Raw genomic sequence first — 16539 nt, 5'->3', positions numbered from 1 at the left:
CCGATGCGTAGTGGTCTCATCGGGCACGAGCGCCGTGGACGCCATACGGCCCCCGGCGCCTGCACGGCCGACGGCAGCTCCAGGTCCTCGGCGCGGCGCAAGCACCCGAGAGGACATGCCAGCCCTGTTCGACTCCCCGGGCGGCGATCCGCTTCGCCGCGACGGAGCGCGCCGTGCGCCATGGAGCGTCTGCCGGGCCCTGCCGCCGCCGTGAGATCACCAGGAGGAGTGGGGCTGGGAGGACCGCTGCGCGGGGTTGTCGCTTCGGATATCGCGCCGTGCGGGTGCGGGCCGGCTCCAGTCGTCGTCGCCGAGCACCATGTCGGGGTCGAACATGACGATGACGGCGGCGACCAGGAGGACGACGAGCGGGCCCGCGATCATCGCCAGGAGGAACGACAGCAGGTCGGCGGAGGACTGCGAGACGGCGGACTGGCCGGTGAGGTGGACGGAGACGGCGGCCATGCCGGTGTAGTGCATGCCGGTCACGGCCACGCCCATGACCAGGCTCGCTCCCAGGCTGGCCCACAGCGTATGGATGGAGACCGCGGCCCACAGCGCTGCCGTCGCGGCCACGACGGCGATGACGACGGAGAGGATCACCGTCCGTGTGTCGTAGTGGACCGTGCCGTTGGTGTGGACGGCTGCCATGCCCAGGTAGTGCATGGCCGCGACGCCGAGGCCGGTGACCGCGCCCGCCGTCGCCAGTGTCATCGGGGAGCTGCCCCGGTAGCCCACGAGGAACACGCCGAGGGCGACGACACCGATCGCGACGGCGAGGCTGAGGACCGTCTTGGTCATGTCGTAGCTGACCAGCGCGCCCTGGACGCTGAAGCCGATCATCGCGATGAAGTGCATGGTCCAGATGCCGCAGCCGATCGAGATCGCGCCCAGACTCAGCCACCCGGCCCTGCGGTGCGGTCGTCGCAGCGACCGTGTCGTGCACCGCAGTCCGAGCGCCGCCCCGAGGCACGCCATCAGATAGGCGGCGACCGGGGTCGCGGCGCCGTAGTAGAAATTGGAGACGGTGGCGTTCAATTCAGGTTCCCTTCACATGCATGACGGCAGGCAGCGCCCAGGCACGGTGCGTCGGCCGGGGTGGTGTGGCGCACGCATCCGTCCCGCTGTGGGCCGGACAAATCCCGGACCGGCGCGGTACCCGGCCTTTCACTCCCTGGCAGCCACCGGAGAAATGCCGGAGGTCTGGCCGCAAGGCCGACTGAAGAACTGAATGACGCCCCCTCTCCCCCTCCCCCGGCGCACGTCGCGGTGCGCCTCGGCCTGGCGGAGATCAGCGGACCACACGGCAGTCCTGCCCAAGAGGCAGAGCGCGTGGACCCGGCGACCGGTTCAAGCCACCTGGCCAAGTTGTCCACGATTCAACCATACGAGTGCGCGATTCCATCTCATCGAGGGCAGCCGGTCTCCGCATCGACCCGGGAACCGGTCCGTGAGCGTCGCTGAACACGGGGGAAGCGTGCGGGTTCGGCCCGGTAGGAGGACCGCGGCACCGGCCCGCCGAGCGCTCGGTGCCGCGGCCCGTTCGGTTTGTGCGTCTCGCGCACATGCGGGGTCCGGTTCCTGATCGCGTCCGTGCCCACAGCGTGGCGGCAGGAGGGCCAATCGCGAAGACAGAGGATTCCCGGCCGATATCGTCATCCGCTCGGTCGACGGCGGTTCCCTCATCGGCCCCTCGGCCCGCCGCCGAGCCGCAGGGGCCACGGGCCCTGCCGGATGCGAGCAGGGGCCGGAGGCCTGCATGAGGAAGATCGAGCCTTTGGCTCCGGTGTCGAACGTCATGTCCCGCGTGGCTTCGTCCATGTCGTCGAGGCGTTTGATGCCCGCATGACCCGCACTTTCGATGCCCGCATGGCCCGTGCTGGTGAAGGCGGCCGACCTGTGCGGCGACCGCCGTGAGTGCCGCCTTGCAGCCTTGCCACCGCAGGGAGGTCGGCCGCGACGGCGGTCGTGCCGTCGCGGATCGGACCGCTCGCGATCCTCAGCGGGTCCGAGTGGTGCGCGATGACGACCACACGCGCGCCCTCACGCGCGAACGCCCGGACCGCTGCCGGGCCCCAGTACCCCGCGGCCGCCGGTGACGGGGCAGGTCTTCCCGAGGACCGCTGACGCCGGTCCTCGATGGACGGCTCGCGGGTTCCCACGTCGGTCGGGTCGTTCGTGGTGCTGCCTCGGGTCGCTCCGAAGGGGTGGGTCAGGCGTCGATCTCGACGCCGCCGAACGGCGCTCCGCCGTTCAGGACGCGCTCCTCCGGAGGAATGGGCGCAAGGCTCACCCTTACGTCGATGCACGTCGGCCGGCGGGCCGCGAGGGCGGCCTCGATCGCCGGGCGCAGCTGGTCCAGCTCGGTGACGTCGACGCCGTCCGCCCCGAGCGCTCGTGCCACGCCGCTGTAGGAGCCGTTCTCCAGGCGGTTGTTGGTGACGCGGTCCTGTCCGAAGAAGAACTGCTGGGTGTGCAGGGTGGCGCCCCAGGCCCGGTTGTTGAGGACGATCACCACGACCGGGAGCTCCGCCCGGACGAGGGAGTCGAACTCGGCCAGGCTGTAGCCGACCGCGCCGTCGCCGGTGACGAGGATCGTCGCCTTGTCGGGGTTGGCGTACTGCGCTCCCAGAGCCACCCCGAAGTTGCTCCCCATCGCACTGAGGTAGCCGTGCCCAAGGTAGTGGGACAGCGGCGCGAGCGCGATCGTCTCGGAGAGCCACAGCTCGGTCAGCGCGCCGTCGACGACCACGGTGGCCCTGTCGGGAACGCTCTCGGCGATCGTGCGGACCGCGAGGTAGGGGTGGATGGCACCCTCGTGCCGCTCGGTTTCGGCGGCGAGCGCGGACCGCCGGGCGACGGAGATGTGCCGCAGGGTCCTGAGCCAGCCGTCGCGCCCGGAAGGCACGGGACTGTCTCCCAGGCGCTCGTTCAGCAGGCCGAGCGTGCCGACCGGGTCGGCCTGGATACCGAGTTCGACATCCTGCAGACGGCCCAGCTCACGACCGTCGGGGTCGATCTGGAAGATCCGCGAACTCTTCGGGAGCAGCCGGCCCGTGCCGAACCGGGTGGCCATACCGAAGCGCAGCCCGAGCAGAAGGACCAGGTCGGGCCGCTCGTCCTCAGGGACGGTGGCCAGGGTCTGGAGGAGACCGACGTGCTGCTCGGAGCCGACGATCGCCCCGAGCCCCTCCCAGTCGGAGAAGAGGGGTACTCCGGTACGGGCGGCGAACCCGTGCAACCGCGCCCGTGCATCGGCAGTGACGAAGGACTTGCCGACCAGCGCGATCGGCCGCCGGGCGGAGCTGAGCGCCTCGATGATCCGATCGACGCCATCGGTGGGGGCGATGCCGGTGCCGTCGATCTCGAGGCGGTAGTCCTCGACCTCGTCGACGTCGACCGACTGGCGGAGGACGTCCCAGGGAATGTCGAGGAGCACCGGGCCCTTGGGCTCCGACCGTGCGATGCGGATCGCCTGGGCGACCAGGCGAGGGATCAGCGCGGTCCGGGTGACGCGGTGCGCGAACCCGGTCACCGGCGCGGCCATGGCGACCTGGTCGAACCCGGCCTGCTGGTCGTTGACCTGGTCCGTCTCCAGGGGACCGGAGCCTGTGATCTAGAGGACGGCGGTCCGGTCCAGATAGGCGTTGGTGATCGAGGTCAGGACGTTGGTGAAGCCGCCGCCGGCCGTGACGACGGCGACTCCCAGCTCCCCGGTGACCCGCGCGTATCCCTCGGCCGCGTGGCCGGCGTTCATCTCGTGCCGCACATCGACGATCCGTAGCTCGGCGTCCAGGGCATCCTGGAGGATTCCGTCGACGTGTGCTCCGGGCAGGCCGAATGCCACATCGATATACGGCTCGCCGCAGTGTTCGTACGACGAGCCCACTACCGGTCGCGGTTGCCATTCGGTGATCCGTTCTCTCTGGACGTAATCGGGGTTCGACGAAAACCATGGGACACATGGCCGCCGCGTCCGGGACCGCCCGTACCGGAGTTTCGGGCGGGGCCGGGGCGACGACAACGGCTGTGTTCGTTGGACGATCAATGGACTGCTGTTCGAGTTCGGGCACGGCCCGACTGTCGTGTGACGCGGGGCGGCCGAGTCACACCGGGGCCGACACGGCGACCTCGGGGTCGTACGCGTAGATCCAGCCGTTCGCCTTGAGAGGGTCGGCCTGTGAGTACTCGAGGTCGCGCGCCCGCTGCTCGGGGCCGTCCGGAAGGTGGTTGACGTGCGACCTTCCGTGCGACACCTCCTGCACCCGTGCCGTACGGGGCCGACGCAGCTCTTCGTAGCGGCCCAGCGCCGCGATCGGGTTCTCCGGGTCCGCCGCGAGGCAGAGGGCCAGGACGGCGCCGTCCTCGATCGCCTGGGCGGCGCCCTGGGCGAAGAACGGGAACATCGGGTGGGCCGCGTCGCCCAGCAGGGTCGCGTTTCCGCGGTTCCAGTGGCCGAGGGGCTCGCGGTCGAGCAGAGCCCAGCGCCCCGGCGTATCGGCCGCCGTGATCAGCTCCACCAGACGCGGATCCCAGCCGGCGAACTCGTCGAGCAGGTCCTCGACGGTCGCGGTGGCCGTCCACGACTCGACACTGTTCGCTCCGGCAGGCGCGAAGGCGACGAGGTTGACGTACTCCCCACCGCGGACCGGGTAGTGCACGAGGTGGTGGTCGGGGCCGATCCAGAGGGTCTGGGCGCGCCGCTTGGCGAAGTCGGGTGCCTTGTCCGCCGGTACGAGAGCCCGGAAGGCGCAGATTCCCGACTCCCCGGCTTGCGTCGGCCCGACGATGGCGCCCCGTACCCGTGAATGGACCCCGTCGGCGCCGATGAGGATGTCCGGGCGAACCGTCTCGCCGTCCTCGAACCGAAGAACGGCCTGGTCGCCTTCGAAGTCGACTGCGACGCAGCGCGTGCCGAGATGGAGCGAGTGCTCGGGGACGGCCGACCTCAAGGCGTCCAGCAGGTCGGCGCGGTGGGCGGCGTAGGTGTGCTCGCCGTACAGGCGCATGCACGCCTCCTCCAGGTTCTCCGCGGAGAGGACGGTGCCGTTCTCCCAGCGCCGGAATTCCCAGCCGGTCTCCATCCTGACCGCGCGCCCGACGAACCGGTCCAGCACGCCGAGACGGCGCAGGAGACGCGCGGCGTTGGGCGCGATCACCAGGCCGGCACCCACCTCGGTCAGGGCGGCCGCCTGCTCGTAGACGTCACTGGCGAAGCCCTGGTCGCGCAGGAAAGCCGCGGCGGCGAGGCCTCCGATGCCGCCACCGAGGATCGCGATCCTGGGGCCGTCTTCTGTACGCGTCATGTGCTTTCACTCCCGTGGTCCTTGAGCGAGGTGGTGACTGGGTGCTTTCAAGAGTTCGGCAAGAAGTGCATTGGAAGAACAACCTCATCCATCCAACGAACATCGAAGGTAGGGTGAACCGGGTCATGGACGACGAAGGGGAGGCCGATGCCACGCGCGAACGAGCCCGGACGCTCAGTCAGCTCCCGACTGTGGGATCTGCTGTTCGCCTTCGACCCCGACCACACCGAACTGACCCTCGCCGACCTCGTCCGGCGTACCGGTATGCCGCACGCCACCGCCAGGCGCCTCACGCTCGAACTCGTGGAGGTCGGCGCGCTGGAGCGCACCAGTGACAACCGGTTCGCGATCGGCCTGCCGCTGTGGCGCCTCGGAACCCTCGCACCGCGCGCCGAGACCCTCCGCAGCGCCGCGCAGCCGTTCGTGGAGGACCTGTACACGGCTCTTCGCCAGCATGTGCAGCTGGCCGTCCTCCAGGGCGACCATGCCGTGATCATCGAACGGCTGTCGGCGGTCAACGCCGTGGGGCTGACGTCGCAGGTCGGCGGCCAGCTGCCCTTGCACTGCTCGGGGGTCGGCAAGGTGCTTCTGAGCCACAGCAGTCCGGCCTTCATCGACGAGGTGCTGGCGGGACGGCTGCGGCGCTTCACTCCCAGGACGATCGTGGATCCGGCCGAGCTCCGTCGCGAACTGGCATCCTGTCGCTCGACCGGAACGGTGGTCGTCAAGGAGGAGTTGAGCGAAGGGGCCGAGTCGGTCGCTACGCGCATCATCGACGGCAGCGGCAAGGTCGTCGCGGCTCTGTCCGTCGTGGTGGCTGCGGGCTCGATCAAACTGCAGGCCGCCGTTCCCTCACTGGTCGCGAGCGGACTGGGGTTGTCCAGGAGTCTCGGTTGGCGGCCTGGCATCCCCATTCGCTCCTTGTAGCGATTCACCGACGCGGCGACCAGCGGACCATGCCGATGGTTGCCGCCGGGAGAGCTGTATGCGGCAAGGCGCCACCCCTCGCCGGTCTCCGCCCCAAGGGTGGAGCCCATGGACGCACGGTGGCCGAGGAAACCGCTCATGGCCGTGGACGTTGCCGACCGGGCCGTGAACGAACACCGTCGGGGCGCGCGAGTCGCGCCGCTCGTCATCACCTTCATGATCGCGAAGGGCCACGCCGCGTCCGCCTGAGCGACCGTGTCCGGGACGGGGAATGTTCATACGACTCGACCACAGGTGTGTGGTGATCATCGTTCGACTCCTGTCCGGGTCTGTCCGGTCATCGCTGTGCCGGTACGCCGTGGCCCGCCGCAACCGCCGCCGGTCGGTCAGCCGTCGAGCGTGTGCGGGTCGTCGTCGAGATGAGTCGCGCCCAGGGCACCACGCGTACCCACGAGCGTGAGTGCCGCCGCGACGAGTGCGGCCACACCACCGAGCGTGTAGGCGAGGGAGTAACTGCTGCTGAGGGCATCGAAAGCGACGTCCTTGAGCGGGTTGAAGGGCATGACCTGACCATCCGGCAGGGTGATGGTGGCCGGTACCGAGTTGGCGCCGAGCGGTCCCGATTCCACGGCGTGCACCGCCGCCTCGAGCTGTGGTCTCTGTTCCGCGGGAGCATGGGCCACCGAGGCCTGGAAGGCCTCATAGGCACTCCTCAGATCGGCATCGGCCGCCAAGTCGAGGGCGATCTCCTTGGCGGCCCGACCCAGCGCGACGGCACCGACGATCGCGGGGGCGAGGGCGAACCCCAGGTCCCGGAACATGCTCGTGACACCGCTCGCCATCCCGGCGAGGCGATTGGGCAACGCGTTGACCGCTACGGCGCTGATGGCGGCGATGGCGAGTGCCGAGCCGACTCCGACGAAGATCAGAGGCGCGATGATGGCACCCAGGCCCCGATCGCTCGCCGGAATACCGGCGAACCACAGCCCGCCGACGCCGACGAGGAGCAGGGAGCCGAAGAGAATCCACCGGGGGTTGCAACGCTCGAGCAGCTTGGAGGTGAGCGGCAGCAGCACGAGGCCGATACCTCCGAAGAAGAGGTAGGCGACGGAACTCCGCAGTGGGCTGAACCCCTGGACGGTGGTGAGGCGGATACTGGTGGAGTACATGATCGCCAGGAAGGCGAACCTACCTGAACGGACTCACCTCCGTCCTGGCCGCCGACCTCGCCGCTCACGACATCACCGTCAACGGCGTCGCCGCGGGTCTGGTCCGCACGGCCGCGGCCGTGGAGAACACGAGCGAGTCCTTCTTCGACCAGGCCGTGCGGATCCAGAACATCAAGCGTTCGCAGCTGCCGGCCGACGTCTCGGGCGTCGTGGCGTTCCTCGCCTCCGACGACGCCGCTTTCATCACGGGCCGGATCGTCGTGGCGGACGGCGGCAGCACGCGCCGCTGAGACCCGACAGTCCGGCCGCCAGGGCGGCGGCGACGGCGACGGCGACGGCCCGATCGGCGCCCAAGAGACGTCGTCCGCTTGTCTCGGCCGGGTGCTCGCACCCGGCCGAGCGGCCGGATCAGGGCGACGTGATGCCGAGTCGCTCCGCGAGGTCGTCGGCGCTGACGCCGTACGTCTCCCTGATCCTTACGCCGTCGGGGCCGACGTCGAAGACGCCGTGGTCCGTGTAGACGCGGCTCACGCAGCCGACGCCGGTGAGCGGGTAGGTGCACCGGGGCACGAGCTTCGGCTCACCGGAGCGGGTGAAGAGCGTCATCATCACGTAGACGTCCTTGGCGCCGATGGCGAGGTCCATGGCGCCGCCGACGGCAGGGATGTCATCGGGCTTTCCGGTGTGCCAGTTGGCGAGGTCGCCGTCGAAGGCGACCTGGTACGCCCCGAGGACGCAGACGTCGAGGTGCCCGCCGCGCATCATCGCGAAGGAGTCGGCGTGGTGGAAGTACGCCGCCCCCGGCAGTTCGGTCACCGGGACCTTGCCGGCGTTGGTGAGGTCGGGGTCGATCGCGTCGCCCTCGGCCTTCGGACCCATGTTGAGCATGCCGTTCTCGGTGTGCAGCACCACACCGGAGTCGGCCGGCAGGTGGTCGGCGATCCTGGTGGGCTGCCCGATCCCGAGGTTGACGAAGGCTCCGGCCGGGATGTCGCGTGCGATGACGGCGGCCAGCTCGTCGGTCGAGAGCCGGTGGTCGGCGCCCACCTGAACGCTCGGCGTGGTGGTCATCGTGCCCCCTGGACGGTGTAGTGGCGGGCCGCCACCTGGACGACCCGGTCGACGTAGATGGACGGGGTGACGACGGCCTCGGGGTCGAGTGTCCCGGCCTCGACGACCTCCTCGACCTGGACGACGGTCGTCGTCGCGGCCGTGGCCATGACCGGTCCGAAGTTGCGGGCTGTCTTGCGGAAGACGAGGTTGCCCAGGGTGTCGGCGGTGTGCGCGCCGATCAGCGCGTAGTCGCCCTTGATGGGGTACTCCAGCAGGTACTTCCGGCCGTCGATCTCGCGCTCCTCCTTGCCCTCCGCCAGCGGCGTGCCGACCGCGGTCGGGCAGTAGAACGCGCCGATGCCGGCACCGGCCGCGCGCATCCGCTCGGCGAGGTTGCCCTGCGGCACCACTTCGAGGTCGATCTTCCCCTCGCGGTAGAGGCCGTCGAATACCCAGGAGTCGGCCTGGCGCGGAAACGAGCAGAGCACCTTGCGCACCCGGCCGGCGGCCAGCAGCGCGGCCAGCCCGACCTCGCCGTTGCCCGCGTTGTTGGACACGATGGTGAGGTCCTTCGCGCCCTGCCGGATGAGCGCGTCGATCAGGTCGAACGGCATGCCCGCCAGGCCGAAGCCGCCGACGAGGACGGTGGACCCGTCCTCGATCCCGGCGACCGCCGCGTCGGCGCTCTCGACGATCTCCGCCCTGCTCACTTGCCCGCCTCCGTGACGTCGCAGTTCTCGAGTACGACGGCCAGACCCTGGCCGACCCCGATACAGATCGCGGCGACGCCGTAGCGCTGCCTCGTCTCGCGCAACACCTTGGCCAGCGTGGCGAGGACACGACCGCCCGAGGCGCCCAGCGGGTGCCCGATCGCGATGGCGCCGCCCTTCTGGTTGACGATGGCGGGGTCGACCTTCCACGCGTCGACGCAGGCGAGCGACTGCACGGCGAAGGCCTCGTTGAGCTCGACCGCGCCCACCTGGTCCCAGCCGATGCCGGCCCGGGCCAGCGCACGGTTGGCGGCCTCGACCGGGGCGTAGCCGAAGGCCTGCGGCTCCAGCGCCATCACGCCACGCCCCGCGATGCGGGCGATCGGGGCGGCCCCGATCGTGGCCGCGGCCCGCTCGCTGCCCAGCAGCACCGCGGAGGCACCGTCGTTGAGCGGGCTGGCGTTGCCCGCGGTGATCGTGCCGCCCTGCTCCGGCTTACGGAAGACCGGCTTGAGCCCCGCCAGCACCTCCGGTGTGGATCCGGCACGGATGCTCTCGTCGCGGCTCAGCTCGACGCCGTCGACCGGCACCACCAGGTCGTCGTAGAAGCCCGCCTCCCAGGCCTCGTGGGCGAGTCGGTGGGAGCGGGCGGCGAACGCGTCCTGCCGCTCGCGGGAGATCCCGAAGCGTTCCCGGAGCTGCTCGTTGGACTCGCCGAGGCTGATCGTCCACTCCTTCGGCATCCGCGGGTTGACCAGCCGCCAGCCGAGCGTGGTCGAGACCGCGGTGACATCGCCGGCCGGGAACGGCTTCGCCGACTTGGGCAGCACCCACGGCGCACGTGTCATCGACTCCACGCCGCCGGTCAGCACCACCTCGGCGTCGCCGGACTCGATCGTCCGGCTCGCGATCATCGCCGCGTCGAGGCTCGAACCGCAGAGCCGGTTGACCGTGGTGCCGGGCACACTCACCGGGAGCCCGGCGAGCAGCGCCGCCATGCGGCCGACGTTGCGGTTCTCCTCGCCGGCGCCGTTGGCGTTGCCCCACACCACGTCGTCGATCGCGGCGGGGTCGAAACCCGGTACCCGGGCGAGCGTCGAGGTGATCGCGGCGGCGGCGAGGTCGTCGGGGCGGACCCCGGCCAGCGCACCGTTGAAGCGGCCGAACGGCGTCCGCGTCGCGGCGTAGATGAAAGCACTCATGGCAGCGACGGTAGTCCCGGGCCCCGATATTCTGAAGTATGCATATCCAAGCCGATTGATATAAATGGCATATGGATCTGCGTCATCTTCGGTACTTCGTGGCGGTGGCAGAGGAGCGTCACTTCGGCCGCGCCGCCGAACGGCTCCACATGGCCCAGCCGCCGCTCTCCCAGCAGATCCGCCAGCTGGAGACCGAGCTGGGGGTCGAGCTGCTCCACCGCACCACGCGCCGCGTCGACCTCACCGAGGCCGGCCGGGCCTACCTGGAGCGGGCGCGCGCGATCCTCGCCGACGTCGACGAGGCCACCCACCACGCACGGCGCGTCGCCGCCGGCACGGTCGGCCACCTCGCGATCGGGTGCGTGGGTTCGGCGACGTACAGCCTGCTGCCGGCGCTCTCGCGGCGGCTCGCGGAGGAGCTTCCCGGCGTCGACTTCTCCTTCCGCGGCGAGATGCTCGCGCCCGACCAGGTCGAGGCTCTGCGCAGCGGCACGATCGACGTCGCGCTCCTGCGCCCTCCGGTCGCCGACCTCTCCCTGACCGTGCGCACGCTGCGCCGGGACCGGCTCGTCGTCGCCGTACCGGTCGACCATCCGCTGGCCCGCCGCTCACGGCTGCGCGTCGCGGACCTCGCCGGCACCGACCTGATCGTGCACTCCGCCGACCGACGGTCGGTGATGTACGACGTCGTCCTGGGCCTCCTGCGCGACGCCGGTGTCGAGCCGCACATCCGCCACGAGGTCGGCGAGACCTCGACGCTGGTCACGCTCGTGGCCGGCGGCCTCGGCATCGCGGTCGTGCCCGAGCCCGTGACGGCGTTGACGCTCGACGGCGTCGCCTACCTGCCGCTGGCCGGGGCCGACGCACGCGTGGAGCTGGCGGTGGCCCACCGCGCCGACCGCGCCGAGCCGCACCTGGCGCGCACCGTGGGGATCATCCAGGCGATGTTCTGAGACGTCCGCCGAAGCCGGACGAGCCGCTTTCGCAGGGCACGCCCCGCCGGGGAGACCGCTCGTCGTGTGCCCAGGCGCTGTTCACCCCGGTCGCGCCGCGCCCTCTCGGGCGACAGCGTGCCTACGCGACGATCTTCGCCACGGAATCGCGGGCCTGCTGCGCGATGCGGTCGTCGGTGACGTCGTCCGCCCCGCCCACGCCGACGGCACCGATGACCTCGCCGTCGGCCGTCACGATCGGCACGCCGCCGGCGGCGAGTACGAGATCAAGGACGGCGAGACCGTCCTCGACGTCCTGCTCGCGGGCGGCGTCGACGCCCCCTACTCATGCCGGCAGGGCATCTGCGGCGACTGCATCGTGCGCGTACTCGCCGGAGAGCCCGACCACCGCGACGACGTCCTGACCGATCGTGAACGCGCCGACGGCATGTTCACCACGTGCTCGTCCCGAGCACTCTCACCGATTCTGGAGCTGAACCTATGACCACCACGTCCGACGCAACCACCGACGCAAACACCGACGCCGTCCAGGCGATCGAGCAGGCAGAGGCCGCATGGATCGTGGCTCTCGTCGAGGGCGAGAAGGCGTTGATCCCCCTCATGCTCGACGACAGCCGCGTCGTCCACGGCCCGGTCGGAACGGTCGACGACCGGGAGACCTGGGCCCGTTTCCATGTGGCCCGCCGCCGCTCCGTCTCCGCGAAGGCCACGGAGCTCGAGATCACGGTGCGTGGCAACACCGCGATCACCACGTGCTTCCACGAGATGCACACCGTCCTCGACGAGAACCTCCCGCCGTTCCCGATGCAGGAGACAGTGACGAAGGTCTGGGAGGAGGCCCCGGAGGGCTGGCGCCTGGCGCACATGGTCATGGGCAGGCGGTTTCCGCCGATCTGACATCCGGGACGGCCGACCGCATGCCCCCTCACCGCGCTGTTCGATGAATGGACAAGAGGGTTCAGTGCGCGACGCCCACCACCGAGAGTTCGGCACAGACGGTTCGTGCGGCGATCGCCGCTGTTGTGGAAGTAGGGCAACACATGTCAGCTACTGAGACCGAGGCACCCGCGTCCGGCACGGTCCGGACCAGTGACCTCCTCATCGCGGGCGAGCACGTCGCGGCCAGGGACGGCCGCTACTTCGAAACCACCGAGGCCCTCACCGGTGAACCGATCGCGCGGGTCGCGGCGGCCTCCGTCGAGGATGTGAACCTCGCGGCCGACGCGGCGGCGGCCGCCCTCACGGAGTGGTCGGGCCTTCCGCCGGCCGCCCGGCGGACGGTTCTGGAGCGTGCGGCCGTCCTGCTCGGCGAGCGCACCGACGACATCGTCGCCACGATGAGCCGCGAGATGGGCGCCACCCTCCCCTGGTGCGGCTTCAACGTGCACGTCGCCAAGGGCATGTTCGTCGAGGCGGCGGCGACGAGGCGCCCGGGCGACGAGTCGCTACGGCGCACATGACACGGCGTGCGCCGTACGCCCTCGGGGCCTCGCCCCACAGCAGGAACCGGCTGTTCACAGAGACCGAATCGGAGATCGAACCATGTCGCACGCCGACGACGACCGCCAGGAGATCCGCCGGCTCATCGAGAACTGGGCGCTGTGGCGCGACGCCGGATACTGGAGCCGCTTCGCCACGGTCTGGCATCCGCACGACGGCCGGATGAGCGCCACCTGGTTCCAGGGAAGCGCCACCGACTTCATCAAGGCCAGTCGTGAGGGCTTCGACAACGGGGTGAGCATCCTCCACTTCCTGGGCGGCCACACCGCGGACATCGCCGGCGACCGGGCCGTCGCCCAGACGAAGATGACCATCAACCAGCGCGCGAGCATCGACGGCGTCGAGGTCGACGTCGTCTGCACCGGCCGCTTCTACGACTTCCTCTCCCGCCACGAGGGACGCTGGACCCTCGTGCGCCGACAGCCGATCTACGAGAAGGACCGGCTCGACGTCGTCGACCCGGCCGCCTCACTGACGTTGGATCCCGGGCTCCTCAACCGGTTCCCCGCTGGCTATCGGCACCTGGCCTACCTGCAGACCAGGACGGGCTTCACCGTGAAGGACGGGCTTCCCGGCCTCACCGGAACGGCGGTCGAGCGGCTCTACTCCGAAGGCACGCAATGGCTGGCCGGTGCCTGACGCCCGCCGTCACCCACAGGCGGTCGACCCGGCCGCAGACCCAGCAAGGAGCAAGTGATGAGGTTCGCCCACGAGACCCTTCCCCAGCGGGTGGTGTTCGCGGCCGGGGAGTCGCCCGTCGCCGTGGCGGCGGAGGTCGAGGCGCTCGGCGCCTCCCGGGTCATGCTGATCGCGTCGGACCGTGAGAAGGAACTGGCGGACCCGATCGCCAAGGGGATCCCGGTCGTGCTGCGGCACGAGGAGGTCGTGATGCACGTGCCCGTCGAGGTCGCCCGACGAGCCCGTCGGGCGGCGGCCGACGCGGGCGCGGACGTCCTGGTCAGCGTCGGTGGCGGCTCGACCACCGGTCTGGCCAAGGCGGTGGCGATGACCACGGGGCTGCCCATCGTCGCGGTACCCACCACGTACGCCGGCTCCGAGGCGACCAACGTATGGGGCCTGACCGAAGGCGAGACCAAGACCACCGGCGTGGACAACGAGGTGCTGCCCCGGGCGATCGTGTACGACGCCGCTCTGCTGACCACGCTGCCCGGCGAGATGACCGTGGCCAGCGGCCTCAACGCGCTGGCGCACTGCGTGGACTCGATGTGGGGACCACGTGCCGACCCCATCGACCGCGTGCTGGCCCAGGAGGGCATCCGCGCCCTGGCGGCCGGCCTGTCGGCGGTGGCCGACGACTCGACGAGCGTCGAGGGCATCGAGCAGACGCTGTACGGCGCCTATCTCGCCGCTGTCGCGTTCGCCTCGGCCGGCTCCGGGATGCACCACAAGATCTGTCACGTCCTCGGCGGCATGTTCAACCTCCCGCACGCGCAGACCCACGCGGTCGTCCTCCCCCATGTGCTGGCCTTCAACGCCCCGCACGCCCCCGAGGCGGAGGCGCGTATCGCCCAGGCCTTCGGCGCGGTCTTCCCCACCCGGACCGCGAGCGCCGGCCTGGCAGCCCTGCGCCAGGTACTGGACGCGCCGAGGGCGCTGCGTGACCACGGCATGCCCGAGGACGGCATCGCCAAGGCCCTGGGGCCGATCATGAAGGCGATCCCGGCCGACAACCCCACGCCCGTCACCGCCGAGAACCTGACCGCGATGCTGAAGGCGGCGTGGGCCGGCGACCCGATCAACTGAAGGAGGCCGTCATGGCTACCTACGTCAACCCCGGGTCGGCCCAGGCCGGTTCCCAGGGCACGGTCCACCGCGAGGTGTCGCCGGAGCAGCGGGCGGTCGAGCAGCAACTCGTCGACACCGTCGTGGCCTCCTTCGACGCCTGCGGGGACCCGAGACTGCGGGAACTCATGGTCTCCCTGGTCAGGCACCTGCACTCCTTCGTCCGCGAGGTCCGGCTGACCGAGGAGGAGTGGGGAGCGGCGAGCGACTTCCTGGCCAAGGCCGGCCACATCACCGACGGCGTCCGGCAGGAGTTCATCCTGCTGTCCGACACCCTCAGCGCCAGCATGCAGACGATCAACGTCAACAACCAGGCCTACAGGGGTGCCACCGAAGCGACCGTCTTCGGGCCGCTTTCTTCGTCGAGGACTCCCCCAAGATCGCACTCGGCGACGACATGGCCTTCGGCGCCCCCGGCGAGCCCTGCTGGGTCGAGGGGCACCGTCACCGACACCGACGGCAACCCGCTCGCCGGCGCGCGGATCGAGGTCTGGGAGGCGGACGAGGACGGGCTCTACGACGTGCAGTACGACGCCGCCAAGCGCGCCGCGCGGGCGCACCTCTTCGCCGGGGCCGACGGCGGCTACCGCTTCTGGGGCCTCACCCCGACGCCGTACCCCATCCCCGACGACGGCCCCGTCGGCAAGATGCTCGACGCGGTGGGCCGCTCCCCGCTGCGCGCCGCCCACCTGCACTTCATGGTGTCCCACGAGAGCGCGCGGACGCTGGTGACGCACATCTTCCCCGAGGGCGACCCGATCGGCCGCAAGGACACCGTCTTCGGCGTGAAGGACTCCCTGATCAAACGCTTCGAGCGCAGGGCCGCCGACGCGCCGACGCCCGACGGCAGCGTCGTCGACGGCACCTGGAGCCGGGTGCGCTTCGACATCGTCCTCGCGCCCGTGGGTGTGTGAAGGCGCTCGCCGCTCCGACGCGCTCCCCGGATCGGCCGACCCCTCCGACCGGCCCCTCCACAGCGACCACCTCGCTTCCGTCAACCGGCGGAACACCCTGTGCGTCATGGTCTGCGACAGCATCCCCGCCGACCACAATGAGCCACCGACGCACCGTGGAAGGGACCCCCGTGGCCGACTACTCACTGACCCTCGACGACTCGGAGATCGCGCGCTACCGGCTCATGGCCGACATCGCCGAGCGGCGTGAACGCGAGCTGTGGACGGCCGCCGGGGTGGTGCCCGGGGCGCGGATCGCGGACGTGGGGTGCGGTCCGGGCGCGCTCTCGGTGCGGCTGGCGGACATCGCCGCCCCCGGCGGCGGCGTATGGGCGGTGGACCGCGACGGTGACGCGCTGGCCGTCGCGGCCGCGCTCGCCGAACGCTCGGGCGTCCCCGTGCACACGTCCACCGGCTCCGCCGACGCCACCGCGCTGGCCGAGGGTACGTTCGACGTGGTGATGCTCCGGCACGTCCTGGCCCACAACGGCGGCCGGGAGCAGCCGATCGTGGACCACCTCGCCGAACTGGCCAGGCCCGGCGGCACGGTGTACCTCGTCGACATCGACGCGACCGGTTTCCGACTGCGGGGCGCGCCCGCCGCGTACGACGAGATGAGCGAGCGCTATCACCAGCTGCACCGACGCCGGGGCAACGACCTCGCCGTGGGCACCCGGCTCGACGAACTCCTCACCGCGGCCGGCCTCGAAGTCGTCGCCTACGAGGGCCACATCAACGTCATGACACCCCCGCCCGGCATGCGCGGCCCCGCCTGGGCCGCCCGCGACGCCCTGCTCGCCGAAGGCCTCGTCACCCCTGGCGACATCTCCCGCTGGGACGAGGCGTTCCAGCAGGCCGAACAGGCCATCACCGGCCTCCGCTTCTTCGGCAACACCTACATCGCCGTCGGCCGCCGCACCTGAACACCTGGCCGTTGCGCGCCGACAGGGCCGGCGCCATCCG

18 protein-coding genes are annotated in these 16539 nt (G+C 70.7%); 10 read left to right on the top strand and 8 right to left on the bottom strand.

What is annotated here, in order from left to right; all coding sequences use genetic code 11:
- Nucleotides 1-216: 216 nt before the first annotated feature.
- The 4 genes from OG858_RS43835 to OG858_RS43820 all read right to left on the bottom strand — a co-directional run bounded on the left by OG858_RS43835 (nucleotide 217) and on the right by OG858_RS43820 (nucleotide 5306).
- Nucleotides 217-1038, bottom strand: coding sequence for an MHYT domain-containing protein (locus OG858_RS43835; RefSeq protein WP_328543834.1), 822 nt, complete (start codon nucleotides 1036-1038; stop codon nucleotides 217-219).
- 1174 nt (nucleotides 1039-2212) lie between these two features.
- Nucleotides 2213-3547, bottom strand: a complete 1335-nt coding sequence (locus OG858_RS43830) for a thiamine pyrophosphate-binding protein (protein ID WP_328543835.1) — start codon at nucleotides 3545-3547, stop codon at nucleotides 2213-2215.
- 69 nt (nucleotides 3548-3616) lie between these two features.
- Entirely contained in the window at nucleotides 3617-3847 is a 231-nt protein-coding gene (locus OG858_RS43825; protein WP_327745593.1) for a thiamine pyrophosphate-binding protein, read from the bottom strand.
- A 259-nt stretch (nucleotides 3848-4106) separates the two neighbouring features.
- Complete coding sequence (locus OG858_RS43820; RefSeq protein WP_327747754.1) at nucleotides 4107-5306, bottom strand: FAD-dependent monooxygenase; 1200 nt, start codon at nucleotides 5304-5306, stop codon at nucleotides 4107-4109.
- Nucleotides 5307-5453: 147 nt separating this feature from the next.
- On the opposite strand from OG858_RS43820, the gene OG858_RS43815 reads away from it, so the two are divergent.
- A complete protein-coding gene (locus tag OG858_RS43815) occupies nucleotides 5454-6233 on the top strand; it encodes an IclR family transcriptional regulator (RefSeq protein ID WP_086752556.1) in 780 nt (259 codons plus the stop codon).
- A 386-nt stretch (nucleotides 6234-6619) separates the two neighbouring features.
- Here the strand turns inward: OG858_RS43815 and OG858_RS43810 are convergent, their stop codons facing one another.
- Complete coding sequence (locus OG858_RS43810) at nucleotides 6620-7405, bottom strand: MFS transporter (protein WP_330346594.1); 786 nt, start codon at nucleotides 7403-7405, stop codon at nucleotides 6620-6622.
- A 20-nt stretch (nucleotides 7406-7425) separates the two neighbouring features.
- On the opposite strand from OG858_RS43810, the gene OG858_RS43805 reads away from it, so the two are divergent.
- Nucleotides 7426-7692 carry an SDR family oxidoreductase gene (locus OG858_RS43805; RefSeq protein WP_319264693.1) on the top strand — a complete coding sequence of 89 codons (267 nt, stop codon included), beginning with the start codon at nucleotides 7426-7428 and terminating at the stop codon, nucleotides 7690-7692.
- 118 nt (nucleotides 7693-7810) lie between these two features.
- Here OG858_RS43805 and OG858_RS43800 read toward each other — a convergent pair whose 3' ends face one another.
- From OG858_RS43800 to OG858_RS43790, 3 genes are read right to left on the bottom strand one after another with little or no spacing between them, the layout of a single operon-like run.
- The gene (locus OG858_RS43800) at nucleotides 7811-8473 is read right to left on the bottom strand and encodes a 3-oxoacid CoA-transferase subunit B (RefSeq protein WP_086751768.1); all 663 of its coding nucleotides are present in this window, start codon (nucleotides 8471-8473) and stop codon (nucleotides 7811-7813) included.
- The gene (locus OG858_RS43795; protein ID WP_037697422.1) at nucleotides 8470-9165 is read right to left on the bottom strand and encodes a 3-oxoacid CoA-transferase subunit A; all 696 of its coding nucleotides are present in this window, start codon (nucleotides 9163-9165) and stop codon (nucleotides 8470-8472) included. The genes OG858_RS43800 and OG858_RS43795 overlap by 4 nt, the downstream gene beginning before the upstream one ends.
- The gene (locus OG858_RS43790) at nucleotides 9162-10367 is read right to left on the bottom strand and encodes a thiolase family protein (RefSeq protein WP_319315388.1); all 1206 of its coding nucleotides are present in this window, start codon (nucleotides 10365-10367) and stop codon (nucleotides 9162-9164) included. The genes OG858_RS43795 and OG858_RS43790 overlap by 4 nt, the downstream gene beginning before the upstream one ends.
- Nucleotides 10368-10438: 71 nt before the next feature.
- Here OG858_RS43790 and OG858_RS43785 point away from each other — a divergent pair, with 71 nt between their 5' ends.
- The 8 genes from OG858_RS43785 (at nucleotide 10439) to OG858_RS43745 (ending at nucleotide 16499) form a co-directional block, all read left to right on the top strand.
- Nucleotides 10439-11320, top strand: coding sequence for a LysR substrate-binding domain-containing protein (locus OG858_RS43785; RefSeq protein WP_086751772.1), 882 nt, complete (start codon nucleotides 10439-10441; stop codon nucleotides 11318-11320).
- Nucleotides 11321-11384: 64 nt separating this feature from the next.
- Complete coding sequence (locus tag OG858_RS48585) at nucleotides 11385-11804, top strand: 2Fe-2S iron-sulfur cluster-binding protein (protein ID WP_444875637.1); 420 nt, start codon at nucleotides 11385-11387, stop codon at nucleotides 11802-11804.
- Entirely contained in the window at nucleotides 11801-12217 is a 417-nt protein-coding gene (locus OG858_RS43770) for a nuclear transport factor 2 family protein (RefSeq protein WP_086751773.1), read from the top strand. The genes OG858_RS48585 and OG858_RS43770 overlap by 4 nt, the downstream gene beginning before the upstream one ends.
- A gap of 143 nt (nucleotides 12218-12360) precedes the next feature.
- The gene (locus OG858_RS43765; RefSeq protein ID WP_256960861.1) at nucleotides 12361-12780 is read left to right on the top strand and encodes an aldehyde dehydrogenase family protein; all 420 of its coding nucleotides are present in this window, start codon (nucleotides 12361-12363) and stop codon (nucleotides 12778-12780) included.
- An 82-nt stretch (nucleotides 12781-12862) separates the two neighbouring features.
- Entirely contained in the window at nucleotides 12863-13459 is a 597-nt protein-coding gene (locus OG858_RS43760) for a nuclear transport factor 2 family protein (protein WP_086751775.1), read from the top strand.
- A gap of 57 nt (nucleotides 13460-13516) precedes the next feature.
- Nucleotides 13517-14584, top strand: a complete 1068-nt coding sequence (locus OG858_RS43755; protein ID WP_086751777.1) for a maleylacetate reductase — start codon at nucleotides 13517-13519, stop codon at nucleotides 14582-14584.
- 11 nt (nucleotides 14585-14595) lie between these two features.
- On the top strand, nucleotides 14596-15537 hold the full coding sequence (locus OG858_RS43750) for a dioxygenase family protein (RefSeq protein ID WP_319065836.1): 942 nt from the start codon (nucleotides 14596-14598) through the stop codon (nucleotides 15535-15537).
- Between the two features lie 170 nt (nucleotides 15538-15707).
- Entirely contained in the window at nucleotides 15708-16499 is a 792-nt protein-coding gene (locus tag OG858_RS43745) for a methyltransferase domain-containing protein (protein WP_328543836.1), read from the top strand.
- The last annotated feature ends 40 nt before the right edge of the window (nucleotides 16500-16539 follow it).

This window comes from Streptomyces europaeiscabiei (assembly GCF_036346855.1).
Classification (GTDB): Bacteria; Actinomycetota; Actinomycetes; order Streptomycetales; family Streptomycetaceae; genus Streptomyces; species Streptomyces europaeiscabiei.
The sequence above is the reverse complement of the archived record's forward strand: the minus strand, read 5'-3'. Positions and strand labels throughout refer to the sequence as shown.

Coding starts and splice junctions, on each gene's coding strand:
- OG858_RS43830 (WP_328543835.1), bottom strand. CDS start 3,547: ATGGCCGCGCCGGTGACCGGGTTCGCGCACCGCGTCACCCGGACCGCG.
- OG858_RS43820 (WP_327747754.1), bottom strand. CDS start 5,306: ATGACGCGTACAGAAGACGGCCCCAGGATCGCGATCCTCGGTGGCGGC.
- OG858_RS43815 (WP_086752556.1), top strand. CDS start 5,454: ATGCCACGCGCGAACGAGCCCGGACGCTCAGTCAGCTCCCGACTGTGG.
- OG858_RS43800 (WP_086751768.1), bottom strand. CDS start 8,473: ATGACCACCACGCCGAGCGTTCAGGTGGGCGCCGACCACCGGCTCTCG.
- OG858_RS43790 (WP_319315388.1), bottom strand. CDS start 10,367: ATGAGTGCTTTCATCTACGCCGCGACGCGGACGCCGTTCGGCCGCTTC.
- OG858_RS43785 (WP_086751772.1), top strand. CDS start 10,439: ATGGATCTGCGTCATCTTCGGTACTTCGTGGCGGTGGCAGAGGAGCGT.
- OG858_RS43770 (WP_086751773.1), top strand. CDS start 11,801: ATGACCACCACGTCCGACGCAACCACCGACGCAAACACCGACGCCGTC.
- OG858_RS43765 (WP_256960861.1), top strand. CDS start 12,361: ATGTCAGCTACTGAGACCGAGGCACCCGCGTCCGGCACGGTCCGGACC.
- OG858_RS43760 (WP_086751775.1), top strand. CDS start 12,863: ATGTCGCACGCCGACGACGACCGCCAGGAGATCCGCCGGCTCATCGAG.
- OG858_RS43755 (WP_086751777.1), top strand. CDS start 13,517: ATGAGGTTCGCCCACGAGACCCTTCCCCAGCGGGTGGTGTTCGCGGCC.
- OG858_RS43750 (WP_319065836.1), top strand. CDS start 14,596: ATGGCTACCTACGTCAACCCCGGGTCGGCCCAGGCCGGTTCCCAGGGC.